This window comes from Pelotomaculum propionicicum, assembly GCF_004369225.1.
GTDB lineage: Bacteria > Bacillota > Desulfotomaculia > Desulfotomaculales > Pelotomaculaceae > Pelotomaculum_B > Pelotomaculum_B propionicicum.
Genome location: NZ_QFFZ01000002.1, coordinates 53,336 through 72,301 on the forward strand (window position 1 = coordinate 53,336; position 18,966 = coordinate 72,301).

Consider the following 18,966-nt stretch of genomic DNA (forward strand, 5'->3'; position numbering starts at 1 on the left):
ATCTTACCTCCCTTAGTACGCGACATTGTCGCTTAATTGGATTCCAAGGCCGCGCAGGCGCTCCTCATGGGTGGCCGCAGTGTCAGCGCCGCCAAAGACCAGTGCGGCACGGTTAAACTGCCCGGCCTTGTAGGCTTCGGCGTATACATCCGCAGCGCCAGGGGGGATAGCTGCGCCGGTGTCTGTCGCAACTGCCAGAATACAGTCGGCAAGCTCCCGGCCATCCAGGACAGCGGAGTTGACCTTGGCATACTTTTCAGCGCTGGCGGCCACGGCGATTGTGAAGGTGTCGTTAACCGCAAAGTCGGTCGCGCCGTCGTTGATCGTGAAGTTGATAGCGCCTGCGTAAGCAACCCCAACAGTGGCACTGGCCAGCGCCACGCCGTCTGGGTCAACCACGGAGAACACGCCGCCATTGGCCGGAACAGTAGCAGTAAAGGTGACAGTCACATCAAAGCCTTCGCCGGCAATAAAGTCTGTGGCGCCATCGGCAATTGTGAAGTTGATGTGGGTAGAAGCAAAGGCAGCGGCCACGGTAGCGACGCCGATCAGGATGCCATCAGGGTCGAACACCTCAAATGTGCCAACATTGGCGCCGGGCTCAACGCAGACGACTTTATACACGCCCTCTTTGACGGCGTTGCCCAACGGGCCAGGATCGGCCATGGTCAGTGCTCCGGTACCCGCTGCGTTTGCGGCCCAAGCAGCAACGGCAGCGGCTTTGGTGTTGCTGCCACCGGTGCAGGTTAGGACGTAGTTGCCAATCTTAGCAGCAGCGCCAAGGCTTATGTCGGAGACAGTGCCGGTGCCGGTATTGCCTGCTCCAGGTGTAGCCGCACCGATAGTCTTAGTGATCTTACCCAGAACGGTACCACGGGCGAGAGCGCCCTGTCCGCCTTGAAGCAAAACCCCCTTGACCAGTGCCGGGATAGCGATATCAGCAATAAGTTTGTCGGGGGTATAGGTGTCAAGCGTGCTGTTCAGGTTCATTATTTAGCCCTCCTTTTGTTCGCGAATTCTGCAATGTCCGTTGAAGCTGCTTCTGCTTCAGCTTTCTTCTTCTCGTCATCCGTGGGCTGAGCAGCGGCGCCAGGTTGCCCTGTGATTTTGCCAGTACCGGAAGTTCCGCGATCCTGCTCGGTGTCGCTGAGATACTGGCGCCCTTTTGCAGCGTCGGCCTTGATTGCCGCAAATGCCAGCTGCTGGGCGTTCATGGGCTCCACATACTTGGCCTTGTTGACCAATACCGGGTCCAGGGTGGCGCTGATTTCGTCAATCGCCTGGATACGCTGGCGCTCCGTGTTAGTGCCCTCGGTCACGCCCTCCTGTTTGCCCTCCTGTTTGCCCTCTTGCTTGCCTGCATCCTTGGCCGCAGCCTCGACCTGCGCGACCAGTTCGGGATAGGCATTCCTTAGTTCGTCGGTCGTTTTAATTTCCACTGATACTTCCTCCTCCTTGGTTTGGTTTACAGGCTCATTCGGCTGGGCCGGTTCCTGTTTAGTTGATTGGTTCCCTGGCGCAAAATTAAAACCGGCTGATTGGCCGGCGTTGTCAGGGCTTTTTTGTTGTGCGAGTAAGTTCCGCATTTTATTGATGACCTCGGGCGGCAACATATAGCCGCTGGAGCTGGCAACTAACTGGTTGTCGGTATCGAACATGATTTCATCGGCAAAGCCGTATTCTACGGTCTGCTGGGCATTGAACCAGCTCTCTTGGTTCATCAGATCAAGTAATTTTTCTTGATCTAGGCCGGTCTTTAGAATATAAGAGTTCGCAATCGAAATATTATAATTCTTAAGAACTCCCGCTTCATGCTCCATGTCCCGGTAGTCACCTGCCACAATTGAAGAGACATTGTGAATCATGAACTGAGCCGTTGGCGAAATCATAACCTTCTTACCCGCCATGGCTATTACGCTGGCTGCGCTGGCTGCTATGCCGACAATTTTTACAACCACATTTCCGGCATAGGCTTTCAATGCAGTGTAGATTTCAGATCCAGCACAAACATCGCCGCCGCCTGAGTTGATTTCGACCTCCAGGTCTTCCCCGTTGGCTTGGTCTAATACCGCTTCCACGTCTGCGGGACTTGTTGCCTCAATTTCAAACCAATCGTAAATCCATTTGAGGTCGCTAGATACGATGACCCCCTTAATTTTTAGCTTAGCCAGTATTACTCCCTCCTCCCTGTGGCATTATAGGTTGTTCTATAAACGGTGAGGCTGTGGCCTTTGATTGCAGCAGCCCGGCCTTCTCCATCATTTTCCTTTCAAGCTCCAACTGCTCAACGTTTTTGTCGAAGTCGGAACCATTTAACTCCATGGCCTCTTGTTCATGGGTACTGAAGGCGTTTTCCACCCGTTTCTGTGCCGCGTCTACTTCCTTCACCGGGTCAAGTTGGCCTTGCGCCGGCCCGTGCCACTCGGTTCTAGCCCACGCCTTGGCGATCAAGGGGTCATTAAAGTAACCTGGGGCGTTGATTCTCCCCCGGGCAACTGCTTCGGCAAGCCACAGTTCGTATACAGGTTGGCAAAAATCTGAAGCGAACCAGGTCCGCCGCATGCGGAAGGCTTTCCATGCTTCCAGCAATGCGGCGCGACTGGCTGAGTAGCTGGCAGTGAAGCTCTTTAGCAACAGCTCATACGGCAACTCCAGGGCTCCGCCGATGTGTCTCGACAGCGAAGTTACAAAGGCGTCAAAGTTATTTGCCGGACGTTTCGGGTCCATTGCATCAACGCTGTAACCAGGCGGCAGAGCGTTAATCGTTCCGGCTCCAAGCTCGAAGTCATTTGGATCAAGGTCAATCTTTTCCCCTTCTGGTATTGCCTCAACCAAACCACCAAGGCCGTCCGCAGCTGGCGCCTGCCCCTCCTTAATGAACACCGTGAAAAACCCTGTAATTATGGCCGCTGTCAGTTCAGCCTCAGTGTACCGGCTAATCTGTTTGATAGCTTCCAATACTGGCGCTAAATACGGAACGCCGCGGTATTGTTCGCAGCGTTCAGTGTCCATGATTTGCAGGATGTTTGGTTGCCCGGTAAGCTGGCCGAAGGCTTCAACGCGGTTCCAGCCGTATTTCCAGTATGGATTCGCCGGGTCGTAGGGGTAGTGGTTGGATATCCAGTAGGCCACCGCCGCGCCGTTGTCGTCGATTTCGACCCCGCTGTAAATGCGGTTTCCGTTGTCTCTGTTCCTGCCCTGGATCCCGGTCAGCGCGAAGGTGTCCGGTGTGCTCACCCGGTCGGCCTCAAAGAGGTGAAGGCGCAGGGCATAAGGGAAATACCGCTGAATGTCCCCCTGTTTGATTGCCACCCAGCCGTCACCGTTCAGCAGTGCGGACATAAAAAGGATTCCCTGCATTTCATAGAAGTTGTTTAGCCGCAAGGCGTCACAAAACCTGCTGTCAGCCCAGAGTGAAAACTCCCGCTCGGTCTTTCGTTCCCACTGGTCCGCCCGCTCCCGGGTGATTCCCAGAAAATCATAGTCAATGCGGCTTTTTAACCGCAGGCCTGCGCCGACTACGTTTGTTCTGGGGGTCACAATCGCCGACCGCCCAAGTGCCCCGGACATAAAAAGATCCCTGGAGCGTTGTCGCAGGGTATCAAGGTTCATGTCAATGTCGGCCTGTGGACTGCTGGACCGCGCCCGCCAGCCTTTCATTGACTTTTTGCGGTATGACCCACCTGATTCGGAGTAGCCGGAGTTAAGGATTTGCATGATATTCCTTGCGCCAATGCGCTTTAAGCCCTTCTCCGGGTTGAAAAAACTCACCAATCTGTCTACTACATGCAAATTCTCACCACCTTTGCGGGGTAATCGACTCTATATATCACGCAGCACCACCCGCCTTGCCCGATTTGACATGTTGCCGCTGGCCGCCGCTTCAAGTTGCCGAACCTGGCCTTCCAGGGCATCAATCGCCTTCCTGATCTCCGGGAGGTCCGCCCGGCGCAGGGAACGCGTGCCAATTCGGTATTCCTGACCGCTTAAAACCGCTAATTCGGCGGCATAATAGGCGGCAAGGCGGTCTTTTGCGAGTTGAAGCCGGGTTGTTGACATGAAAATCACCAACTTTTGGACAAATTTCAACAGAAAACCGCCCATTTTCTAGTAATCGGCGGCTCTTTTTACGCTTCCATAGCGCTTTTTCGGGGCTTTTTTGGCCGGTTTCGGGGTAGTTTCGACCCCTCCGGACACCTGTTTTAGGCGTCTTTCAAGGGCTTCAAAGTTCGGATTTAAGAACCGAAGGGCCGCTAGACCGTAAACTCGCAGGTCCAGGGGCTCATTTCGCTTGTCTTTGGCGATGTTTTCCCAGGCCGTGACCGTCTTGCCTTTCTCTTTTCGTATCACTTGCTTCTCTGAAATCAGGCCCTTGAAGTAAACTTGGTCATATCCACGCTCTTCCTGGACCGGATAGTGACAGTATTTGGGGCCGGGTTTGCCTATTTTCAAACGCTGCATAATCGAGGTCTTGCCGGAGTCAACCCCGAGCATAATCAGGGGCAGCTTGTACTTGTTATTGCGCGATATCTTGTACACCAGGGGCACGCCGGACCCCCCTTGACCCTTGATCGCGAATACCCGCTTTTGCAGCCGCGCGCCGCAGTAGCGATATACTTCGTCCGTGAAGTGGCCGCCGGAGTCAACGAAGGTGCAGGCCACAACCAGGCCAGATCCATCAGCAAAATGCCAGGTCCGGGAGAGCTTGTCGTCGAGATCCTTCCAGGTATTCTTGTCGTCGGGCTTGCCCCAGATGATCCCTTTCTCAATTCCCCAGGATTCCTCATCGCGGCCATAGCCGGTTACCTCATACTCTAAGCGGTCATCCTGGGTGTCCACGGCCATGGTCAACACAAGCACACCATCCGGGAGATCGGCCTTATACTCTTCGCGGCGCTCCAGAAGGGCTGTTTCGTCCTCAAATTCCCCGCGCTCTTCCCAACTCTCACCAAGGACAGTGTTGACAAATACTTTGTATTTTTCCGGGTCGTCTTTGGATTCAAGGAACTCCTGGATGATACGCTTCCAAGAATACCAAGGAGATACGAAAGAGTTTAGGCGGAAACTCCTGATACCGTTTTGTATTGCCTCCGGGTTGTCGGCTATCCACATAGCGGGTTGCTTCTTCATGGTGTATTCGTCGTACATATCAAGGCAGGACGGGCAGCGCCACCAGACATCATCTACGATGTAGGTTGTCCGCTTGTTTGACTCGTGTTTCTGGTGGTCAAATTTAATGTCGCGAATAACAATGAAATGATACCTGCCGCAACCGGGGCATTTGACACACCATTTTTCCTGGGTGCCCAGTTCATATTCCTGCTCAATGCGGGATGCGCCTTTTATGGTTGGGGTTGAGACAAAGACCAGTTTTCTATTCCAGAAAGTAGTGGTCCTTTTTTCAGCCAGGGAAATAGGGTCGCCCTCACTGCCGGCACTATCGGGAAATCTGTCCACCTCATCACACAGCAACACCCGAATTGGACGGCTTGCAAGTCCGGCTGGGCTGTTTGCGCCACCCATGGCCAGAAAGCCGCCAGGAAAAACCTTCATCAGGATAGTGTTGTTCAGGTCCCGCGTTTTAGAGTCTGAGACCTTAGTGGTCAGGACTTCCGTGTCGGCAATCATCGGGGTTATGCGCCGCTTGGAATAGTCCTCTGCCGTTTCAATGGTTGGCTGCACCATAAGGATCGGGCAAGGATCAACGTCAATAAAGCGACCTATAATATTGTTGACTACCTCTGACTTTCCAGTCTGGCTACTCGCTTCAACAACGACCTTTTCAATGCCTGCCTGGGTCACGCTGTCCATGATCTCGCGCTGATATGGCGCTCTATCCGTCCGCCACTGCCCAGGTTCGGCCGCGTTTTCAGAGGACAGCCTGCGGTGCCGGTCCGCCCACTCGCTGACAGTGAGCTTAGGAGGCGGGGCTACCGCTTTCAGGATCCCCCTGAACAGCCGGATCGTCTTCATCTTCAACGATATCACCTCCGGCGAACATGGCCGGGTCGTACTCGCTGAGTTCGATTAGCGCCTCAAGGAGTTCGCTGGCTATTGTGTCGCTGATTTCAGCCAGGTTTTTGACGCCGATAACCTTCGGGGCTACCTTTTGCGGTATGCCAAGGATACGGTTACGGAAGGTCACCAACATGCCGGTTAGGAGGAGTTCGATGTCGGAGGCGGCGTGTAGTTGATTCCGTTGCTTGGCCAGTTTCAACTCGGCCATTTTTCTTTTAGCAGCTTCGTGGAGGGCCTTTTCCTCCAGGTATTTTGCTTCGGCCTCTTCTGCCTCGGCTGAGACATGGCCGGTACGGACGAACTCAAGATACCGCTTGATGTTTGTGAGTAAAGAATAACGCCCCGGTGCTTGTCGCTCCAGGACGCCCTCATTTACCATTCTGGTTATGTGCCTCTGGGTGAAGCCGAAAAGGTCGGCCATTACCCCGGTAGTGACAACCATGTCTGAAATATCGCCTCTTGGTTTTGCCATAATTTAGCACCTCAAAACGGACGGACATTCTATATAAAATTTCTAATATCTAGACAAAGCTCGGGGGTCGCAAGGACCGTAGTCCTTCTATTCCCCTGGAAGGACCCGCTTTTTTCCAGACAGGCCCGTCAAAATGAAAATGATTCTCGCCTACATGCATAGGCAAGGCAAGGGCAGGCCTCATCTTCCCGATATAATTTGATTAATACTACCTATAAACTTCTTTAATATAGGACACTCATGTCCCCTTTGCAGGACATCTATGTCCCATATCGGAATGACCCTCCCGCCTACTCTCACACAGCAAGGGCAGATTTTGGGTCGTTGTATGTTCTCTATCTCTTTGTAGTACGCCATGTATAAAGCATGGTACTCTTTGTCTTTTTCGGTGCCTTTCCAGAAAAGACATGGATTCATCTCATATGCGTTGGCCTTACCAACACGCCTCATGGTTATAGCATTTTTAATCTCAAGCGCATCAAGAATGCGCCCTGTCTGCTTCTCGGACTTCCTCAGCAGTTTGGCTATATCCCTCTTACTCATTGGGAATCCTGTGTCATAGTTGATTATCGTATTGTCTCTAAACGCTATATAAGACTGCAGCCGGTGAAGCACACCCTCTTCCTCGGTTGTAAAGGACTGTCTTTCATGTAATACCTGCCATGTGTTTGTCCATGAACACGAAAACCGTTTCTTCCCCACATTGCCGTGCCTCCTATCAGGCCAAAATCAGCACTCAGCCCCAGGCTGATAGGCGCCCAGGGCTTATTGACGGTCTGGCCGGACCGTGGCTGAAAAGAATATAAAGGCTCTTAACTCCACCTCACCTGTTTGACCCTGCCGCTCTCTTTCCGGTAACTGTCGTGCCGCATACAATCCCTGATATCCCGGAGGGTCGGCTTTTTCGGTTTTGGTTTCTTTTTCACAAACAACCCTCCAAGTTACTCTTTTACATGCGGCCATATGTTACACTGGTTAAATCACCAGCCTGGGTGCCAGGCCTAAAAAAAAGAGGCTCAATCGGCCGTCTCGTTATAGCTATGTATCTTCGGCCTCTTCCCGCCCGTTCTCAGCCAGCACTCTTTTGTACAGACTTCCCTGCACTTCTTCCCTTCAACCTGTTTATCACATTCATAGCAGCAGACTTGGCCCTTCTTGCAACTACTGTAGCGGCATGTGGTCATGTGGTATCCCTCCAGGGTAAAAGAAAAGAGCCCGAAGGCTCTTTAGTTAACTTTTTGTATTTTCATTACTATCTTTTGGTATTTTTTTAATTTCAACGCTAAACCCTACTCCGACTTTAAAATTAGCAGACTTTGGAAGGTTAATTCCAGTTATCATTTTACGGTCCTTATCCCAATTAAAAGAAAGTCCCTCTATGTTTTGATTTTCAAGAAACCTTGCAAAAATACTACTAAGCACTATTATATCTTTAGCAGCTCTAATGTAAAAATAATATGATACTACCCCAGTAATAATCCCTCCAGCTATTACCCCTATTACTATACTGATAAGGGTTGAACAATCCAATAAAACCACCTCCTCCCCGTCGTTTTTCCCAGCACTTCGACAGGAGGAGGGCCTCATCCTTGACAAATATTCCGACAAATAGCGACATAACAAAAGCACCCTTGTGGGTGCCCTTGCTTCCCATGCTTTTATGATAATCTATATTTCGCCCAAATTACTGTACTAAAACTGTACTCTTTTATTTTTGCCTCAAGAACACATCCGGCAGCACGTCAAAGAAATACCTCAGCGCCCGCTTATGCAGCTTGTAATACCACTCCGGGCTAATAAATAAGAACATCGCATATATCGCTTGATCCGGCCTCACCTTGCAGTAATACTTCTTCCTGATAATCTCTCCCGCTGTATACCCCCACTTCGGTTCCTGCTTCAGCTTTTCCAGTGTTTCCCGGTACTGCTCAACCTTACGCTTATGCTTGTCCAGGTGATGCTCAAGAAAGCTCAACCTGCTCTCGCACATCTCCAGCCATTCAGCATAGCCCTGCTCTTTGCTCCCACCGCCCTCGCCCCCGGAATAGGATATGCCGGAGTAATTGCCTACTCCGGATACGATATAAGAAGGCGGGTTTTCAATCCGTGCCTGCAGGTCCTCGATCGCCAGCTCAAGGTTGTAAATCGCCTGCTCTGTTGTGGCCATTGAATACAGCCACCGCTTTACATGCTGTGTTTCTTCTCTGGTCAAACTCCCACCCCTCCCTGGACATATTTTCCACAGTCTGCTATACTGTGGTTGACAGATTCTCTATGCCCCGGAAGGGGGTATTTTTTTATGTGCCGGATAAACAGCACGGTCCTTGATAACACATGTCTTTTGGTCCCTATCCGGCACATTGGGCGGCGTTGCACGCTATTATTTGATAACACAGGTCAACTTGACAGCCGCCCAAACTTTATGAGCAATAGGCTCACGGCTTCCATTGATAACAGTCGTATCTTTGACGCCTACTGCTCAAACTCTACCCATAGATGATAAAGGTTCCTTAAAAACTTCCGCTGGATTAACCGTCGCGCCATATTGTGAATGTGCCCCTTACCGCATGGTTTCCCCTCTTTGTTCACCTCTTCCAATATTTCCGGCCTTTTCTCGACCAACACTTGCTTATGCCCGTCCCATTCTGCCCGCCATGTACTTTCGGGCATCTTATTCCAACCCTCTGTTAGCTTGAATAGCGCCGTTCTAAGTTCCGGGTTCCAGGTTATTCTATTGCCCTTACTCCTCTTTGGGGCTTTGCCATCTGTTGTTACATCCAGGCCGGCATAGCGCACCAGCCTTCCAAAGCTCGAGAATCTTTTCGCGTCACCAATAGTCCATAAAAGACTTCCGGCCAATGCAGGCCCAAGGCCAACACCCTCAGCAGCAGGAACGGCGACTTCATTGTACCAGCGCGACTTCTTAAACTCTCTCTCGCAAGCACGAATTAAGCCGTCCTCTTGTTTACGAAGGGCTTCAAGCCGATTAACTTTTTCCTTTTTACCTTTAACCTCTATCTCGGTAATCATTTTAGCCTCAAGCATAATCTCTTTAATCGAATCCGGGATATCACTGTCGCCCCAGAACACCTTGATGCCAACTTTAAGCGTCTGGCGCAGTTGATTTTCTACGCGAATGCGGGCTTCCTGTACTTTTTTCGCCGCCAGCCAGAACATAATAGCGCCCTGGCAGTCTTCAGGTATGCTCTTAACTTTTTCGCGAAACCGGGCCACTAATTCTTCAAACTTTGGGGCTTTATAATCTTGCTCCTCGATTTGCTCTTCTGTTTGGTAATTTTCCAGGGCTTCCATTTGATAACACGCTCCTTTTTTTGTTCACGGGGTTGCACCATGATTATTGGTAATTGGAATGTGCAGTTATTCACTTTCTTTTGTGACTCTTGAGTTAATAAAAACGCTCGCACCGTTTGGCATTTTCATATTCTCGATTACGGTTTCTTCAACCAGTGATTTTACTTGTTGCAAGTTTTTGGGATTTAATTTAATACTTGAGTCTATATCTACTGTGATTCTGTATTTCATTTTTACCTCACTTTCGCTTATTTTTAATCTCCCGTAGTTGCTTTGCTCTTTCGTGTGTAAAGTCGCTTAAATCTGCTTCCGTCAAAGCTTTTTCAACCCCGTTTACACAGTTTTCCTGGACCTTGACTGCCTTACCGCCTTTCCCGACAGCCCACCTTTTCAGTGTTATTTGATGCTGATTTTTACAGGATAAGGCGTCTTTTAAATTATCGTAAAGCTTATTGCATGTAGGGCACCTATACCAGGTTTCAATGTGCGCCATATTATTAACCCTCCTTGTTCTCCAGATCTTCTCTGCCGTGGACAGGTAGTCTCCGCCGTTAACGCGCCACTCCGGAGGCATCTCCGCCATTGCGATAAATGCAGGATCTTGCTTTAGTTCCCACCGGCTGGCCGCCTCTTTCCAGAATGTCCAGGGCACCACGTATATCTCCATCACCCCGGTACCCATGAAGCCTACCAGGATAAATGCGAACGCCGCCAATCCCCCGCAGCGCTCCCAGTCGTCCAGGGCTTCAGCCTGATGCGGTTCAAGGGCCTTCCAGTATATCCGGTCCTTTTCGGTACTTTTACAGTCAAAGGCGATTGCGCCCCCTGGGTAAACCCCATCGAAGTCGATCGCGGCCTTGTTCTCTACCTTGGCGCTGATGATCTTCCCAGAGGTTTTATCCCGGATAGGTTTGAACTCGACAGGATTTTACCACTTACTGCACCAAATGCTTTTTATACTGTTCCCTTTTCCTCTCACTTGAGAGCCTTGCATATATCTGTGTTGTCCCCGGGTTCGCGTGCCCGAGGAGTTCTTGAACAGCAACCAAGTCCGCGCCATTGTTGAGTGTCAGCGTAGCCATAGTGTGGCGCATCACATGCGGGTGGACATTCTTCCGGATCCCTGCCCGTATCGCAATCAGCTTTATTTCCCGCTGAAAACCCCGCTTTGACAGCCGCCGGTAAGGCCTACGCTCAGTCACAAACAGAGCAGGGTCATCGTCCTTCCTCCCGGCCAGATATTTTTTCAGGTGAAACATGGCCTTAAAACTGAAGAACACCTCCCTCTCCTTTGAACCCTTACCAAGGACCTTCGTGACCTGGTTCTGTCAGTCGATGTCAGTCTGGTTCAGCTGTTGGACCTCCGAAAGGCGGCATCCGGTTGCATAGAACACCTCAATCATAGCTCGCTCTCGGGTTGTCCTACACATCTCCCGCATCATTTCCAACTCTTCGATATTCAAGGCTTTAGGTAGGAGCCTTTCCTTCTTCGGCGGCTTGATTTTCCGCGTCGGATCCTTGGCGATAATCTCCTCATCTGCCATCCAACCAAAGAAGCTTTTCAACACAGAGAGCTTCCGGGAAAGTGAACTTAGCTTCAGGTTTTCAAACTGTCCCAGATACTCCCGGATATCACTTGTGGTTATTTCCCCAACGCGCTTTTGTACGTACTGTCCAAAGATCCTCAACTCTATTTCGTAGCCGGCCAAGGTCAGGGAACTGAGACCCTCCAGTCTTTTAGCCACCAGGAACAACTTGACTTTCTCTACAACATCCGGGTGGGCTATCTGGATCCTGGCCGGCTTGATATCATAGGCCGCGAGGATGCCAGCAAGCTTAATTCGGAGTTGAAGAGGGTCAATATTCGGAAAAATTGTGCTTATTTCGTTAATCAGTTGGTTTAGTAGCGGTTCGAAGAGATATCACCACCCTCAAGTTTTAATTAACTGATCAACCTGTCAAAACTTTTTCCTCCTGTACTTGCCGTCTCCGGTTCTTTTTCTTCCTGTGTTTCGGTCCCTTCGCCGGCTTGGGCTTGTTCTCACTGAACCGGGCTACCATCTTCACCGGCAAGTACAACCCCTCTTTCCTCTCCGGCTTCCTAGAGACCGGTTTTGTTGCCAGCGGCTTTGGTTCGCTCGGTATGTACTTTGCCATGGCCTGGCGCCAGGATTCTTCATCGTGTTTCGGCGGCGGCAAGACCGGCGCGTCCAACCTTCGCCACTGCCAGGCGAATAGTCCGGCGATCAGCAGTAGGAGGAGGGTTATTCCGCAGATATAGATCAGTGCCAGAGTCATGATACCACCTCCCGAATTATAGCTCTGGGCATTTCTAGTTCAATGCGCCTTTTGGCCTCGAGCGCCATCTCAACAGTAGCAAATGTGCCCATATCAACACCTTTCACATATCCCCAATCTCCAACCATGCGTACGTGACAGTTTTCAACGATAACAGCTGCCGGAATCCGACTTGTTGACGCCCAGTGTCGGATTAATTCGGGCCACATCCAGATAACCCGCCCATCGAGTTCCGTTATAATGATCATGGCCCCTGTCTCCTGTTTCGCCAGTCCTTCTCCCAGGCCATGTATCCCTGGACGCTTTTCACGTCCTCCATCTCGGCGCGCAGATCCTGATTGGCCTGCTCCAGTTGAGTAAGGCGCTGGTCAATGTTTACAGCCGGCTCCTGGGGCTCTCCTTTTAGCAGGTAGATATTTACCGCTAACATGGCCGCTATCAGCAGGATCAAGATAATTACAGCTTGTTTTCGCATGGGTATCCCTCCCTTCACCTTTTCCCCCACACAAAAATCTCAGTCCGCGGCCTCCCCGAGTCCACTTCCATCCCCACCGGTGGCACGTATACCTTTTCCCCACAATCGTCCACCAGGATCCCGCCCCTGACCAGCGCGTCCATCAGAAACTTTGGCGCCCAGTTGTCGGCCGGATCCCGCCGGCGGTTAGTCGTATGGTAATAGATAATCTGCACCGTGGCCCGCTCATATTTAGGCAGCTTGGCCGCCAGAGCCAGAAGGCGAACGGCCTGGTAGAGATCCTGCTTGTACCTCCCCTGCTTGGCCCAATGCCAGTTCTTCCATTCGTTCAGGCTGGGCGGGACAAAGGGTACCTGCAGCCATATTCCCCCGGGGAAGGTTTTGGCGTCCCATTGGACTGTCGGTACCGCCGGCATCATAACCCTTGGTCGTTGTTCCCCTGGCTGGCATCGTCGTTTCTTTGCGCCAGGCCCCGGAATGATACCCAGGGCCTGGGCCTGTTTTACTGAAAGGCGAGTCATGACACCTCAGCCTTGGTGGAGAGCTTGCGCCGGCGGGCCTCTTTGTAAAACTTGGACCGTGCGCTGGGCCTGGTCTCTTTTTCGATGCAGGTAAGCAGTTCGTCGGCTGTCAGGATAGCCAGATTGCTCTTCCAGTCCTCGGTTGCATCGTCACGGGTAAGCATTTCCTTGACGATGACGGTCAACTCTTTTTGGTCAGACCCAAACTGCTTCAGCCCCTTCTTCTCCGCCCATGCGTCAAGGTTCTTCTGTGCCTCTTCCCTCGTGGCCACCATGGGCATGGCCGGCGACTTCACCCGGTGCAGGCCTCCGGAAGGAGAGCGCCAGAAGGTACCGAACGTTTCTCCTCCTATGCCGTCGCTGGCAAACACTTCCTTGCCGCTTTCGTCGATGTAGCTTCTGGCAGCCGGCGCCGCGGGCACGGGATCCTCTTGAGCCACGTCCACGCAACTGCTGCACAGGTCCGGCTCTACCCATTTAATATCCCATTCCAGGTAGGTATTAGCACTGGGAACAACTATACGGAAGTCTGTGCAGCCGCAGACGCGGCAGGTTCTGCCAGCGGGCTCTTCATGCTTTTTCCCTTCATCGTCGGGGCTGGAGGTGTCTTTGAGGTACCACTCAATTATGCTGCCCTCTTTCATACCGTCACATATGGCCGGCCATTCAATGATGATCCTAAACAGCTGCTCCTCTGAAAAGCGCTTGAGCATTTCCGGGATCCAGGTTTCTTCGTTATCTTCGGTGGCATCTTCCAGCTCAACGCCGGCAGCTATTTCCTGGACGTATTGAAAAACGTTCGTGTCAGCATTCCAGAGTGGATTAAGATTCTCTAATATGATTGTGGCAATATATACAAGGGTTTTACGGTCGCTGCGCACTTTTAGCTTGGCGTCCACCATGCCCCTGATCTCTGCCCGGGCTGCTTCTTCTTTTTCCACCCGCTCACGCTCTCTCTTTTGCTGAGCTTCGGCCTGACAGGCTTTATATTTGTCCTTGTCCGGGCAAAAGCATATATCCATGACCCAGTCCGCGCCTTTATATCTGGCTTTTCTAAAGTCGTTACAATTTTTCTCCCTGCAGTAATCAGTATTATTCAACCGCTCAAAAGAGTCATCATCATAGGTTACGACTATGGCGTCCGGGTACTTGGCGTTAAGTTTCCGCTCTTTCTCCTCCACGCCCTGTTTCTTGCTTTCGTCCTGCTTTGTTTGCCAGCAGTCAGCATCCAGGCAGCGCAGCGCTTCCTTATCGCCCCAGGGTTTTTTTAACATGGTCTTCTTCTTGCACTTGTCACAAATAGAAATATCGAAAGACGGGCTTTCCCACTCTTCTTTGCTCAGTGATTTAGACGCGTTCCACATCTCCCTGGCCACTGCCTCTGAAGTCTGCTTAACAGTCAGTCCTTCGTCCGCAGCCTTCTTGCAGGCCAGCAGTTCCTTCGCCGCGCTTGGTGAAATTATTCCACGTGAAATATTTTGCTGGACCGTCTCCGGCAAATCCAGCAACCGGATCCTATTGGCAATGTGGGCCTGGCTGACGCCCAGCTTCTCCCCCAGGGCCTCCTGGGTATAGCCGTGTCCATCCAGTAAGGCCTGGTAAGCGCGGGCTTCCTCGATGGGGTCGAGGTCCTTGCGCTGCAGGTTCTCAATGAGCATGACTTCTGCTTCCTGCTCAGGGGTGAGCTGCAGGATTATGCCCGGCACAGATCCAATGCCGGCCAACTGTGCAGCCCGGTACCGGCGTTCACCGGCGACTATCCGGAAAACATGATCGGCCTGTTTGATTAGTATGAGAGGCTGCAGGATCCCCACTTCCCGGATGCTCCGGGCCAGTTTTTCAAGCTCCTCCCGGTCGAAGTTTTTCCGGGGATTGTTGGGGTTAGGTTCAACCATATACATTGGGACACTATACAGTGCTCCACCATGCAGGCCAGGGATGCCATATAAACAACCCTGTGGATCTTCCGGGTCTAACATTGGCGGCTCTTTATATTCAGACATCTTTCTATACCCTCCGTTTCTTCTAGCGGACAGTCAGACTATCTGCAAACCGCCTGACTTGCTCCGGACTTAGACCGCTGCTCTCATACTCGGCCAGTTTGTCCAGCGCCGACAACAGGTCTCCGCACACAACGTGACCATAGATATCTCCAAGGGTGATATCGCTATCCAACTGCCCACTTATAGCCTCGGTCAACTTTTTCAGTAATTCCGCTACTCTATTCGGTGAAAGACCGCTGTCCTCGTATTCAGCAAGGCGGCGGACTATATTCAGGCTGTCCTCGCACCGTATGCACTGATGGGTGTCCATATATTCGCATCCGCCTTCCTCCGCGGTCCGCTCAAAACATTCCCGGACATACGGCCTTCCTTTGTCCCAGCCGGTTAGTCGTTTAAATTCCATCCTTCTCCCTCCTCTTCTCTTGTGCCCGCGCCCTCAAAATGGCCTTCCCGCGCCGGATCCCCGCGGCGAAGAGCTCCGGATCCTTCTGCAGCAGCTGGCTCATTTCCTCGGCTGTCAGAAACACTCTACACTTGGCGATCTGTATCTCTATATACCGGTATCTCCGGCGCTTTCCGGTTTGGTCAATGGGCATATTTACCTCCTGGTTATTGTACTACTGAGCTAAATCTTTAAAATGCGCAGCAGCTACCGAATTTCCAAAACCCAATAGTCCTCGATAATAACGCCACATCCAGAAAGAGGTTGAATTGTGTCTGTATATGTGGTTTTGTCGGTACTTATCATAGCCTCTCTCTTGACTTCAAGTTTTTCCGGTAACTCTACTTCATAGGCTTTGGCTTCAGTTTTTACTTGCTCAATAAACTGTTCTTTCGTAACACCTTCACAACAACAACAAACGCGTTCGTTTTCGTCGCCCCAGATTAAGTTTGGCATTTTCTTATTATGGTTTATGCCGGATAGTAATTCATACCAGAGACAACCGCCGGGCTTACAGAATATTTCCTTTTTGGATTCATGGCAATCACTGCAAGGCGTGTGACCATGAGAGTGCATAATATTCCATACCTTCTGTGCATATGGTTCGTCAATATTCAGCACCAGGTAAGTGCTTGGTCTGTTCTTTCCTTCGGCCATCCTACCAGCGTGAATGCCACAGATAATATCCTCAAGGTTTTCTTTTTGCTTGGCATTCAAGTGTTTTTCAATGTCCTCCGTTTTAAACACGTAAAACCTATGTGGATTAGCTGTTATGTTTTTCAACTGCCTTACCTCCTTATTTTTGCAACTTGTTGCTGCACATTTTTACCAAAATGCGTAATGAACCTCGTATTAAATTGCAACAGTCACTGTATTAAACACATCCCGGATCTGCTTCAGCCGCCTGGCTGTCTGGCAGCGGCGCTCACCCAGGAGGAGTCTGAACTTAACAAGCTGTATCTCTATGTACCGGCGCAAGCGGCCACCTCCAAACCTGTTCAAAGTTGTTTAAATCGCAATGGTCGCGGTGTTAAAAATATCGTTCAGCTGGTCCAGGGCGGCCTGGTGTGTGTCGCGCTGCCATACCAGCATCCGGTAAATCCGCTCGGTTACATCCTCGCCCGGGCTGCCGGCAGCCAGGATCCGGTTCAGGCAAACTACATCCTCAGCCAGTTCGGTACGTAACTGCAGGGCCTGGGAGATGGTTAGGCGGGTACCGGTAGGCGCCAGTTCCTTCTTAGGTTCCTGCTGTGGCTTCGGTATAATCATCCCCGCTCCAATCTTAATACCCCACTCCCGTTTCAGCGCAATCATCACATCAGCCGCAATAGCGTAATACTTACAAATCTGTTTGTCGCTTAATCCCTCTTTCTCGCTTTTCATGGCCAGGTACCGCTCTTTGGTCAGCTTCTCCCTGGCTATCTCAAGCCTGGTCTTGGGTTTTTCAGGCTGCCCGCCTGGTTCCTGTTGTAATCCCAGGGGCTCAGCGTTACACAGATCGGCCGGATTGCTACCAGGATCGGTGTTTTCGTTACATGAAATAGCACTTTCGTTACATGAAATAGCACTTTCGTTACATGAAATAGCACTTTCGTTACATGAAATAGCACTTTCGTTAACAAGTTCCAATTTCTTAACCTCCTTCTTTCTCGGTCTGAATGATTTAACACAGTTACTGCAGCGGCAATACCAGTCTTCCGGCTTTAACAAGCTTATTCGCGCAACCTTTACCCCGCTTATACCGCCGCAGTGCGGGCAGGAAAAGTCATACCCGGCCAATATTTTGTCAAGCAACTCGGTTTCGCGCCTGGGGGCAGGCCGGCCCTCGGCCATGCGGGGCAGGGCGCCGGGGACGTATTTGGGGCAACTGGTCACTCTGTATACGCCGCAGCTGGCGTGCGTCCATGTGTACTTGTTCCGCTCCACTCCCATAGCGGCCAGGGCGGCCTCCGCGTCTTTTGGCTTTGAGCGCATATAAACACATAACTGGGGTACCGCGTTTTTGCAGGTATCACACAAAGTTTCTCGGGACGTGTGTTTTAGTTTTTCTGTCGCTGGTTGAACCATCGGCATCACTCTCCTGTTTTATAGGCTTAACCACACACCTCTATCTTCATGAAGTTAATTCTCGGGTTGGTTTAAGCTGCACCGCTGCCCCACTTCAGCGCACTCCTGGCGCCATCGGTCCCGGCCGGCAGTAGCCCCGTCTCCTGGGCTTCGGCCACAATGACCGCCTCCTCCGGGGTGAGCTCTGTTATCACCCTGCCGCCGGCAACCCGGCGCCCCGTTTTACACGGTACCAGGCAATATATTCGTCCGTCCTTCAACCTAAAACAGAGTCCGCTGCGCCGCCTCTTCTCGACCATCTCCGCGATGATATCTTCCCGCAGTTCCGCGATCCGACTCCCGTGCTTTCCCAGCACATCACCAACCCATTCAGCCGGCAGCTCCACGCCCAGGTCGACGTACTCAGCCGCGGCGCCCATTACCGACAGGGTGAACAGCCAGCGCAGTTGGTCTTTAAATCTCGGCAATTCCTCCGCCCGGATCCTATTCCACTCCGCTTCTGGAACGCTGCCCTGCTCCAGTTTCAGGCGCACTATCCTGCCTCGCCCGACCTGCTCCTCTACCCTGGCCAGACCGGCGCCGGCCAGTTTCAGTTTTTCCAGGACCTCGTACAGCGGCCGCATCGGTTCAAACCTGCCACCACCAGCCGGGTACCGCAGAAAGTAGGCGTTTGTCAGCACTGCGTTCCAATATTGATCCTGAATTTCTTTACCCAGGGTTATATCTTGAGCCCTGCCCTTTGCCGGAGCCGCTGCCCTGGGCGCTGTTGTCGATACTTCCGGAGCCGGGCTGCTTAATATCTGTTCAAACCTGCTCACCACTGCTCACCTCCGACCTTTTAATTTATTACTCACTATTCTTGCTTAACAATATTTACCAGTAAATTTGGTCAGATCTATTGCGTTCATATCCCAAAGCTGCTTTCCATAATTTACATGTAACCTTTTTTAAAATTAAAAGGTTACAATGGAAAATTTACCTTGGCGTCGTGCGGCCGTAAGCACGGTGGCCATTTTGTCAGATTATAGGAGGTTACAAGAGGGTTACATGAATTTTTCGCGCCGTTGCTGGGTTTTTTGGAAGTCTGTAACTTTGTAACCTTTTTATCCTGAAAAACGTAAATACTTTTGTTGTTTCAAACCACAAAGATGATGTTTGTCTTTACTGTGGAAACTTTTATTAAAATATTTTTTTGGCGTTTCAAAAGTTACAAAGTTACAAAATCGCTGAATCCCCTACGGCTCTAGCCTTTACGATGTAACCTTTTATGTAACTTTCATGTAACTTTGTAACCTTTTTAAATTTAAGGTTGCTTTTTGTTAATAAAAACGTTACTATAAAGTTACAGTAAATTTTAC

23 protein-coding genes and 1 pseudogene are annotated in these 18,966 nt (G+C 51.1%); all 24 read right to left on the reverse strand.

Features of this window, described 5'->3' with window-relative positions; genetic code table 11:
- Positions 1 to 12: 12 nt before the first annotated feature.
- The gene (locus Pmgp_RS01325; protein WP_134212164.1) at positions 13 to 990 is read right to left on the reverse strand and encodes a hypothetical protein; all 978 of its coding nucleotides are present in this window, start codon (positions 988 to 990) and stop codon (positions 13 to 15) included.
- Positions 990 to 2,174: a head maturation protease, ClpP-related gene (locus tag Pmgp_RS01330; protein ID WP_345789115.1), complete on the reverse strand. Its 1,185-nt coding sequence runs from the start codon at positions 2,172 to 2,174 to the stop codon at positions 990 to 992. Before Pmgp_RS01330 ends, Pmgp_RS01325 begins: the two co-directional genes overlap by 1 nt.
- A complete protein-coding gene (locus Pmgp_RS01335; RefSeq protein ID WP_134212166.1) occupies positions 2,164 to 3,792 on the reverse strand; it encodes a phage portal protein in 1,629 nt (542 codons plus the stop codon). Before Pmgp_RS01335 ends, Pmgp_RS01330 begins: the two co-directional genes overlap by 11 nt.
- A 30-nt stretch (positions 3,793 to 3,822) precedes the next feature.
- Positions 3,823 to 4,089 carry a DUF6148 family protein gene (locus Pmgp_RS01340; protein ID WP_153189170.1) on the reverse strand — a complete coding sequence of 89 codons (267 nt, stop codon included), beginning with the start codon at positions 4,087 to 4,089 and terminating at the stop codon, positions 3,823 to 3,825.
- Positions 4,090 to 4,107: 18 nt separating this feature from the next.
- Positions 4,108 to 5,973 (reverse strand): phage terminase large subunit family protein, encoded by a 1,866-nt coding sequence (locus Pmgp_RS01345; RefSeq protein ID WP_134212283.1) that lies wholly within the window; start codon positions 5,971 to 5,973, stop codon positions 4,108 to 4,110.
- Positions 5,918 to 6,490: a hypothetical protein gene (locus Pmgp_RS01350; protein ID WP_134212168.1), complete on the reverse strand. Its 573-nt coding sequence runs from the start codon at positions 6,488 to 6,490 to the stop codon at positions 5,918 to 5,920. The genes Pmgp_RS01345 and Pmgp_RS01350 overlap by 56 nt, the downstream gene beginning before the upstream one ends.
- Positions 6,491 to 6,670: 180 nt before the next feature.
- Positions 6,671 to 7,192, reverse strand: a complete 522-nt coding sequence (locus tag Pmgp_RS01355) for a hypothetical protein (RefSeq protein ID WP_134212169.1) — start codon at positions 7,190 to 7,192, stop codon at positions 6,671 to 6,673.
- Positions 7,193 to 7,720: 528 nt separating this feature from the next.
- Positions 7,721 to 8,020, reverse strand: coding sequence for a hypothetical protein (locus Pmgp_RS01360; RefSeq protein ID WP_134212170.1), 300 nt, complete (start codon positions 8,018 to 8,020; stop codon positions 7,721 to 7,723).
- A 178-nt stretch (positions 8,021 to 8,198) separates the two neighbouring features.
- Positions 8,199 to 8,702, reverse strand: coding sequence for a hypothetical protein (locus Pmgp_RS01365; protein ID WP_134212171.1), 504 nt, complete (start codon positions 8,700 to 8,702; stop codon positions 8,199 to 8,201).
- Between the two features lie 260 nt (positions 8,703 to 8,962).
- Positions 8,963 to 9,802 carry a TIGR-Tas system RNA-guided endonuclease gene (gene tas, locus Pmgp_RS01370; RefSeq protein WP_134212172.1) on the reverse strand — a complete coding sequence of 280 codons (840 nt, stop codon included), beginning with the start codon at positions 9,800 to 9,802 and terminating at the stop codon, positions 8,963 to 8,965.
- A gap of 66 nt (positions 9,803 to 9,868) precedes the next feature.
- Complete coding sequence (locus Pmgp_RS19575; protein WP_192902719.1) at positions 9,869 to 10,033, reverse strand: hypothetical protein; 165 nt, start codon at positions 10,031 to 10,033, stop codon at positions 9,869 to 9,871.
- 7 nt (positions 10,034 to 10,040) lie between these two features.
- Positions 10,041 to 10,709: a Holliday junction resolvase RecU gene (locus Pmgp_RS01375; RefSeq protein ID WP_134212173.1), complete on the reverse strand. Its 669-nt coding sequence runs from the start codon at positions 10,707 to 10,709 to the stop codon at positions 10,041 to 10,043.
- Positions 10,710 to 10,737: 28 nt separating this feature from the next.
- A pseudogene (locus Pmgp_RS20160) lies at positions 10,738 to 11,115 on the reverse strand (tyrosine-type recombinase/integrase); the annotation flags it as partial.
- 15 nt (positions 11,116 to 11,130) lie between these two features.
- The gene (locus tag Pmgp_RS20165; RefSeq protein WP_243119687.1) at positions 11,131 to 11,547 is read right to left on the reverse strand and encodes a site-specific integrase; all 417 of its coding nucleotides are present in this window, start codon (positions 11,545 to 11,547) and stop codon (positions 11,131 to 11,133) included.
- A gap of 205 nt (positions 11,548 to 11,752) precedes the next feature.
- The gene (locus Pmgp_RS01385) at positions 11,753 to 12,100 is read right to left on the reverse strand and encodes a hypothetical protein (RefSeq protein WP_134212174.1); all 348 of its coding nucleotides are present in this window, start codon (positions 12,098 to 12,100) and stop codon (positions 11,753 to 11,755) included.
- 244 nt (positions 12,101 to 12,344) lie between these two features.
- The gene (locus tag Pmgp_RS01390; protein ID WP_134212175.1) at positions 12,345 to 12,575 is read right to left on the reverse strand and encodes a hypothetical protein; all 231 of its coding nucleotides are present in this window, start codon (positions 12,573 to 12,575) and stop codon (positions 12,345 to 12,347) included.
- A 14-nt stretch (positions 12,576 to 12,589) separates the two neighbouring features.
- Entirely contained in the window at positions 12,590 to 13,096 is a 507-nt protein-coding gene (locus Pmgp_RS01395) for a RusA family crossover junction endodeoxyribonuclease (protein WP_134212176.1), read from the reverse strand.
- The gene (locus tag Pmgp_RS01400) at positions 13,093 to 15,099 is read right to left on the reverse strand and encodes a ParB/RepB/Spo0J family partition protein (protein ID WP_134212177.1); all 2,007 of its coding nucleotides are present in this window, start codon (positions 15,097 to 15,099) and stop codon (positions 13,093 to 13,095) included. Before Pmgp_RS01400 ends, Pmgp_RS01395 begins: the two co-directional genes overlap by 4 nt.
- Before the next feature lie 22 nt (positions 15,100 to 15,121).
- Positions 15,122 to 15,502: a hypothetical protein gene (locus Pmgp_RS01405; protein WP_134212178.1), complete on the reverse strand. Its 381-nt coding sequence runs from the start codon at positions 15,500 to 15,502 to the stop codon at positions 15,122 to 15,124.
- Entirely contained in the window at positions 15,492 to 15,695 is a 204-nt protein-coding gene (locus Pmgp_RS01410) for a hypothetical protein (RefSeq protein ID WP_134212179.1), read from the reverse strand. The genes Pmgp_RS01405 and Pmgp_RS01410 overlap by 11 nt, the downstream gene beginning before the upstream one ends.
- 53 nt (positions 15,696 to 15,748) lie before the next feature.
- Positions 15,749 to 16,324 (reverse strand): hypothetical protein, encoded by a 576-nt coding sequence (locus Pmgp_RS01415; RefSeq protein ID WP_134212180.1) that lies wholly within the window; start codon positions 16,322 to 16,324, stop codon positions 15,749 to 15,751.
- A 69-nt stretch (positions 16,325 to 16,393) separates the two neighbouring features.
- The gene (locus Pmgp_RS20485) at positions 16,394 to 16,519 is read right to left on the reverse strand and encodes a hypothetical protein (protein WP_282432855.1); all 126 of its coding nucleotides are present in this window, start codon (positions 16,517 to 16,519) and stop codon (positions 16,394 to 16,396) included.
- A 30-nt stretch (positions 16,520 to 16,549) separates the two neighbouring features.
- Positions 16,550 to 17,608, reverse strand: coding sequence for a hypothetical protein (locus tag Pmgp_RS01420; protein ID WP_134212181.1), 1,059 nt, complete (start codon positions 17,606 to 17,608; stop codon positions 16,550 to 16,552).
- A 71-nt stretch (positions 17,609 to 17,679) separates the two neighbouring features.
- Entirely contained in the window at positions 17,680 to 18,426 is a 747-nt protein-coding gene (locus tag Pmgp_RS01425) for a hypothetical protein (protein ID WP_134212182.1), read from the reverse strand.
- Between the last annotated feature and the right edge of the window lie 540 nt (positions 18,427 to 18,966).

Coding starts and splice junctions, on each gene's coding strand:
- Pmgp_RS01405 (WP_134212178.1), bottom strand. CDS start 15,502: ATGGAATTTAAACGACTAACCGGCTGGGACAAAGGAAGGCCGTATGTC.
- Pmgp_RS01385 (WP_134212174.1), bottom strand. CDS start 12,100: ATGACTCTGGCACTGATCTATATCTGCGGAATAACCCTCCTCCTACTG.
- Pmgp_RS01325 (WP_134212164.1), bottom strand. CDS start 990: ATGAACCTGAACAGCACGCTTGACACCTATACCCCCGACAAACTTATT.
- Pmgp_RS01400 (WP_134212177.1), bottom strand. CDS start 15,099: ATGTCTGAATATAAAGAGCCGCCAATGTTAGACCCGGAAGATCCACAG.
- Pmgp_RS01345 (WP_134212283.1), bottom strand. CDS start 5,973: ATGAAGACGATCCGGCTGTTCAGGGGGATCCTGAAAGCGGTAGCCCCG.
- Pmgp_RS01410 (WP_134212179.1), bottom strand. CDS start 15,695: ATGCCCATTGACCAAACCGGAAAGCGCCGGAGATACCGGTATATAGAG.
- Pmgp_RS01395 (WP_134212176.1), bottom strand. CDS start 13,096: ATGACTCGCCTTTCAGTAAAACAGGCCCAGGCCCTGGGTATCATTCCG.
- Pmgp_RS01420 (WP_134212181.1), bottom strand. CDS start 17,608: ATGGTTCAACCAGCGACAGAAAAACTAAAACACACGTCCCGAGAAACT.
- Pmgp_RS01390 (WP_134212175.1), bottom strand. CDS start 12,575: ATGCGAAAACAAGCTGTAATTATCTTGATCCTGCTGATAGCGGCCATG.
- Pmgp_RS01350 (WP_134212168.1), bottom strand. CDS start 6,490: ATGGCAAAACCAAGAGGCGATATTTCAGACATGGTTGTCACTACCGGG.
- tas (WP_134212172.1), bottom strand. CDS start 9,802: ATGGAAGCCCTGGAAAATTACCAAACAGAAGAGCAAATCGAGGAGCAA.
- Pmgp_RS19575 (WP_192902719.1), bottom strand. CDS start 10,033: ATGAAATACAGAATCACAGTAGATATAGACTCAAGTATTAAATTAAAT.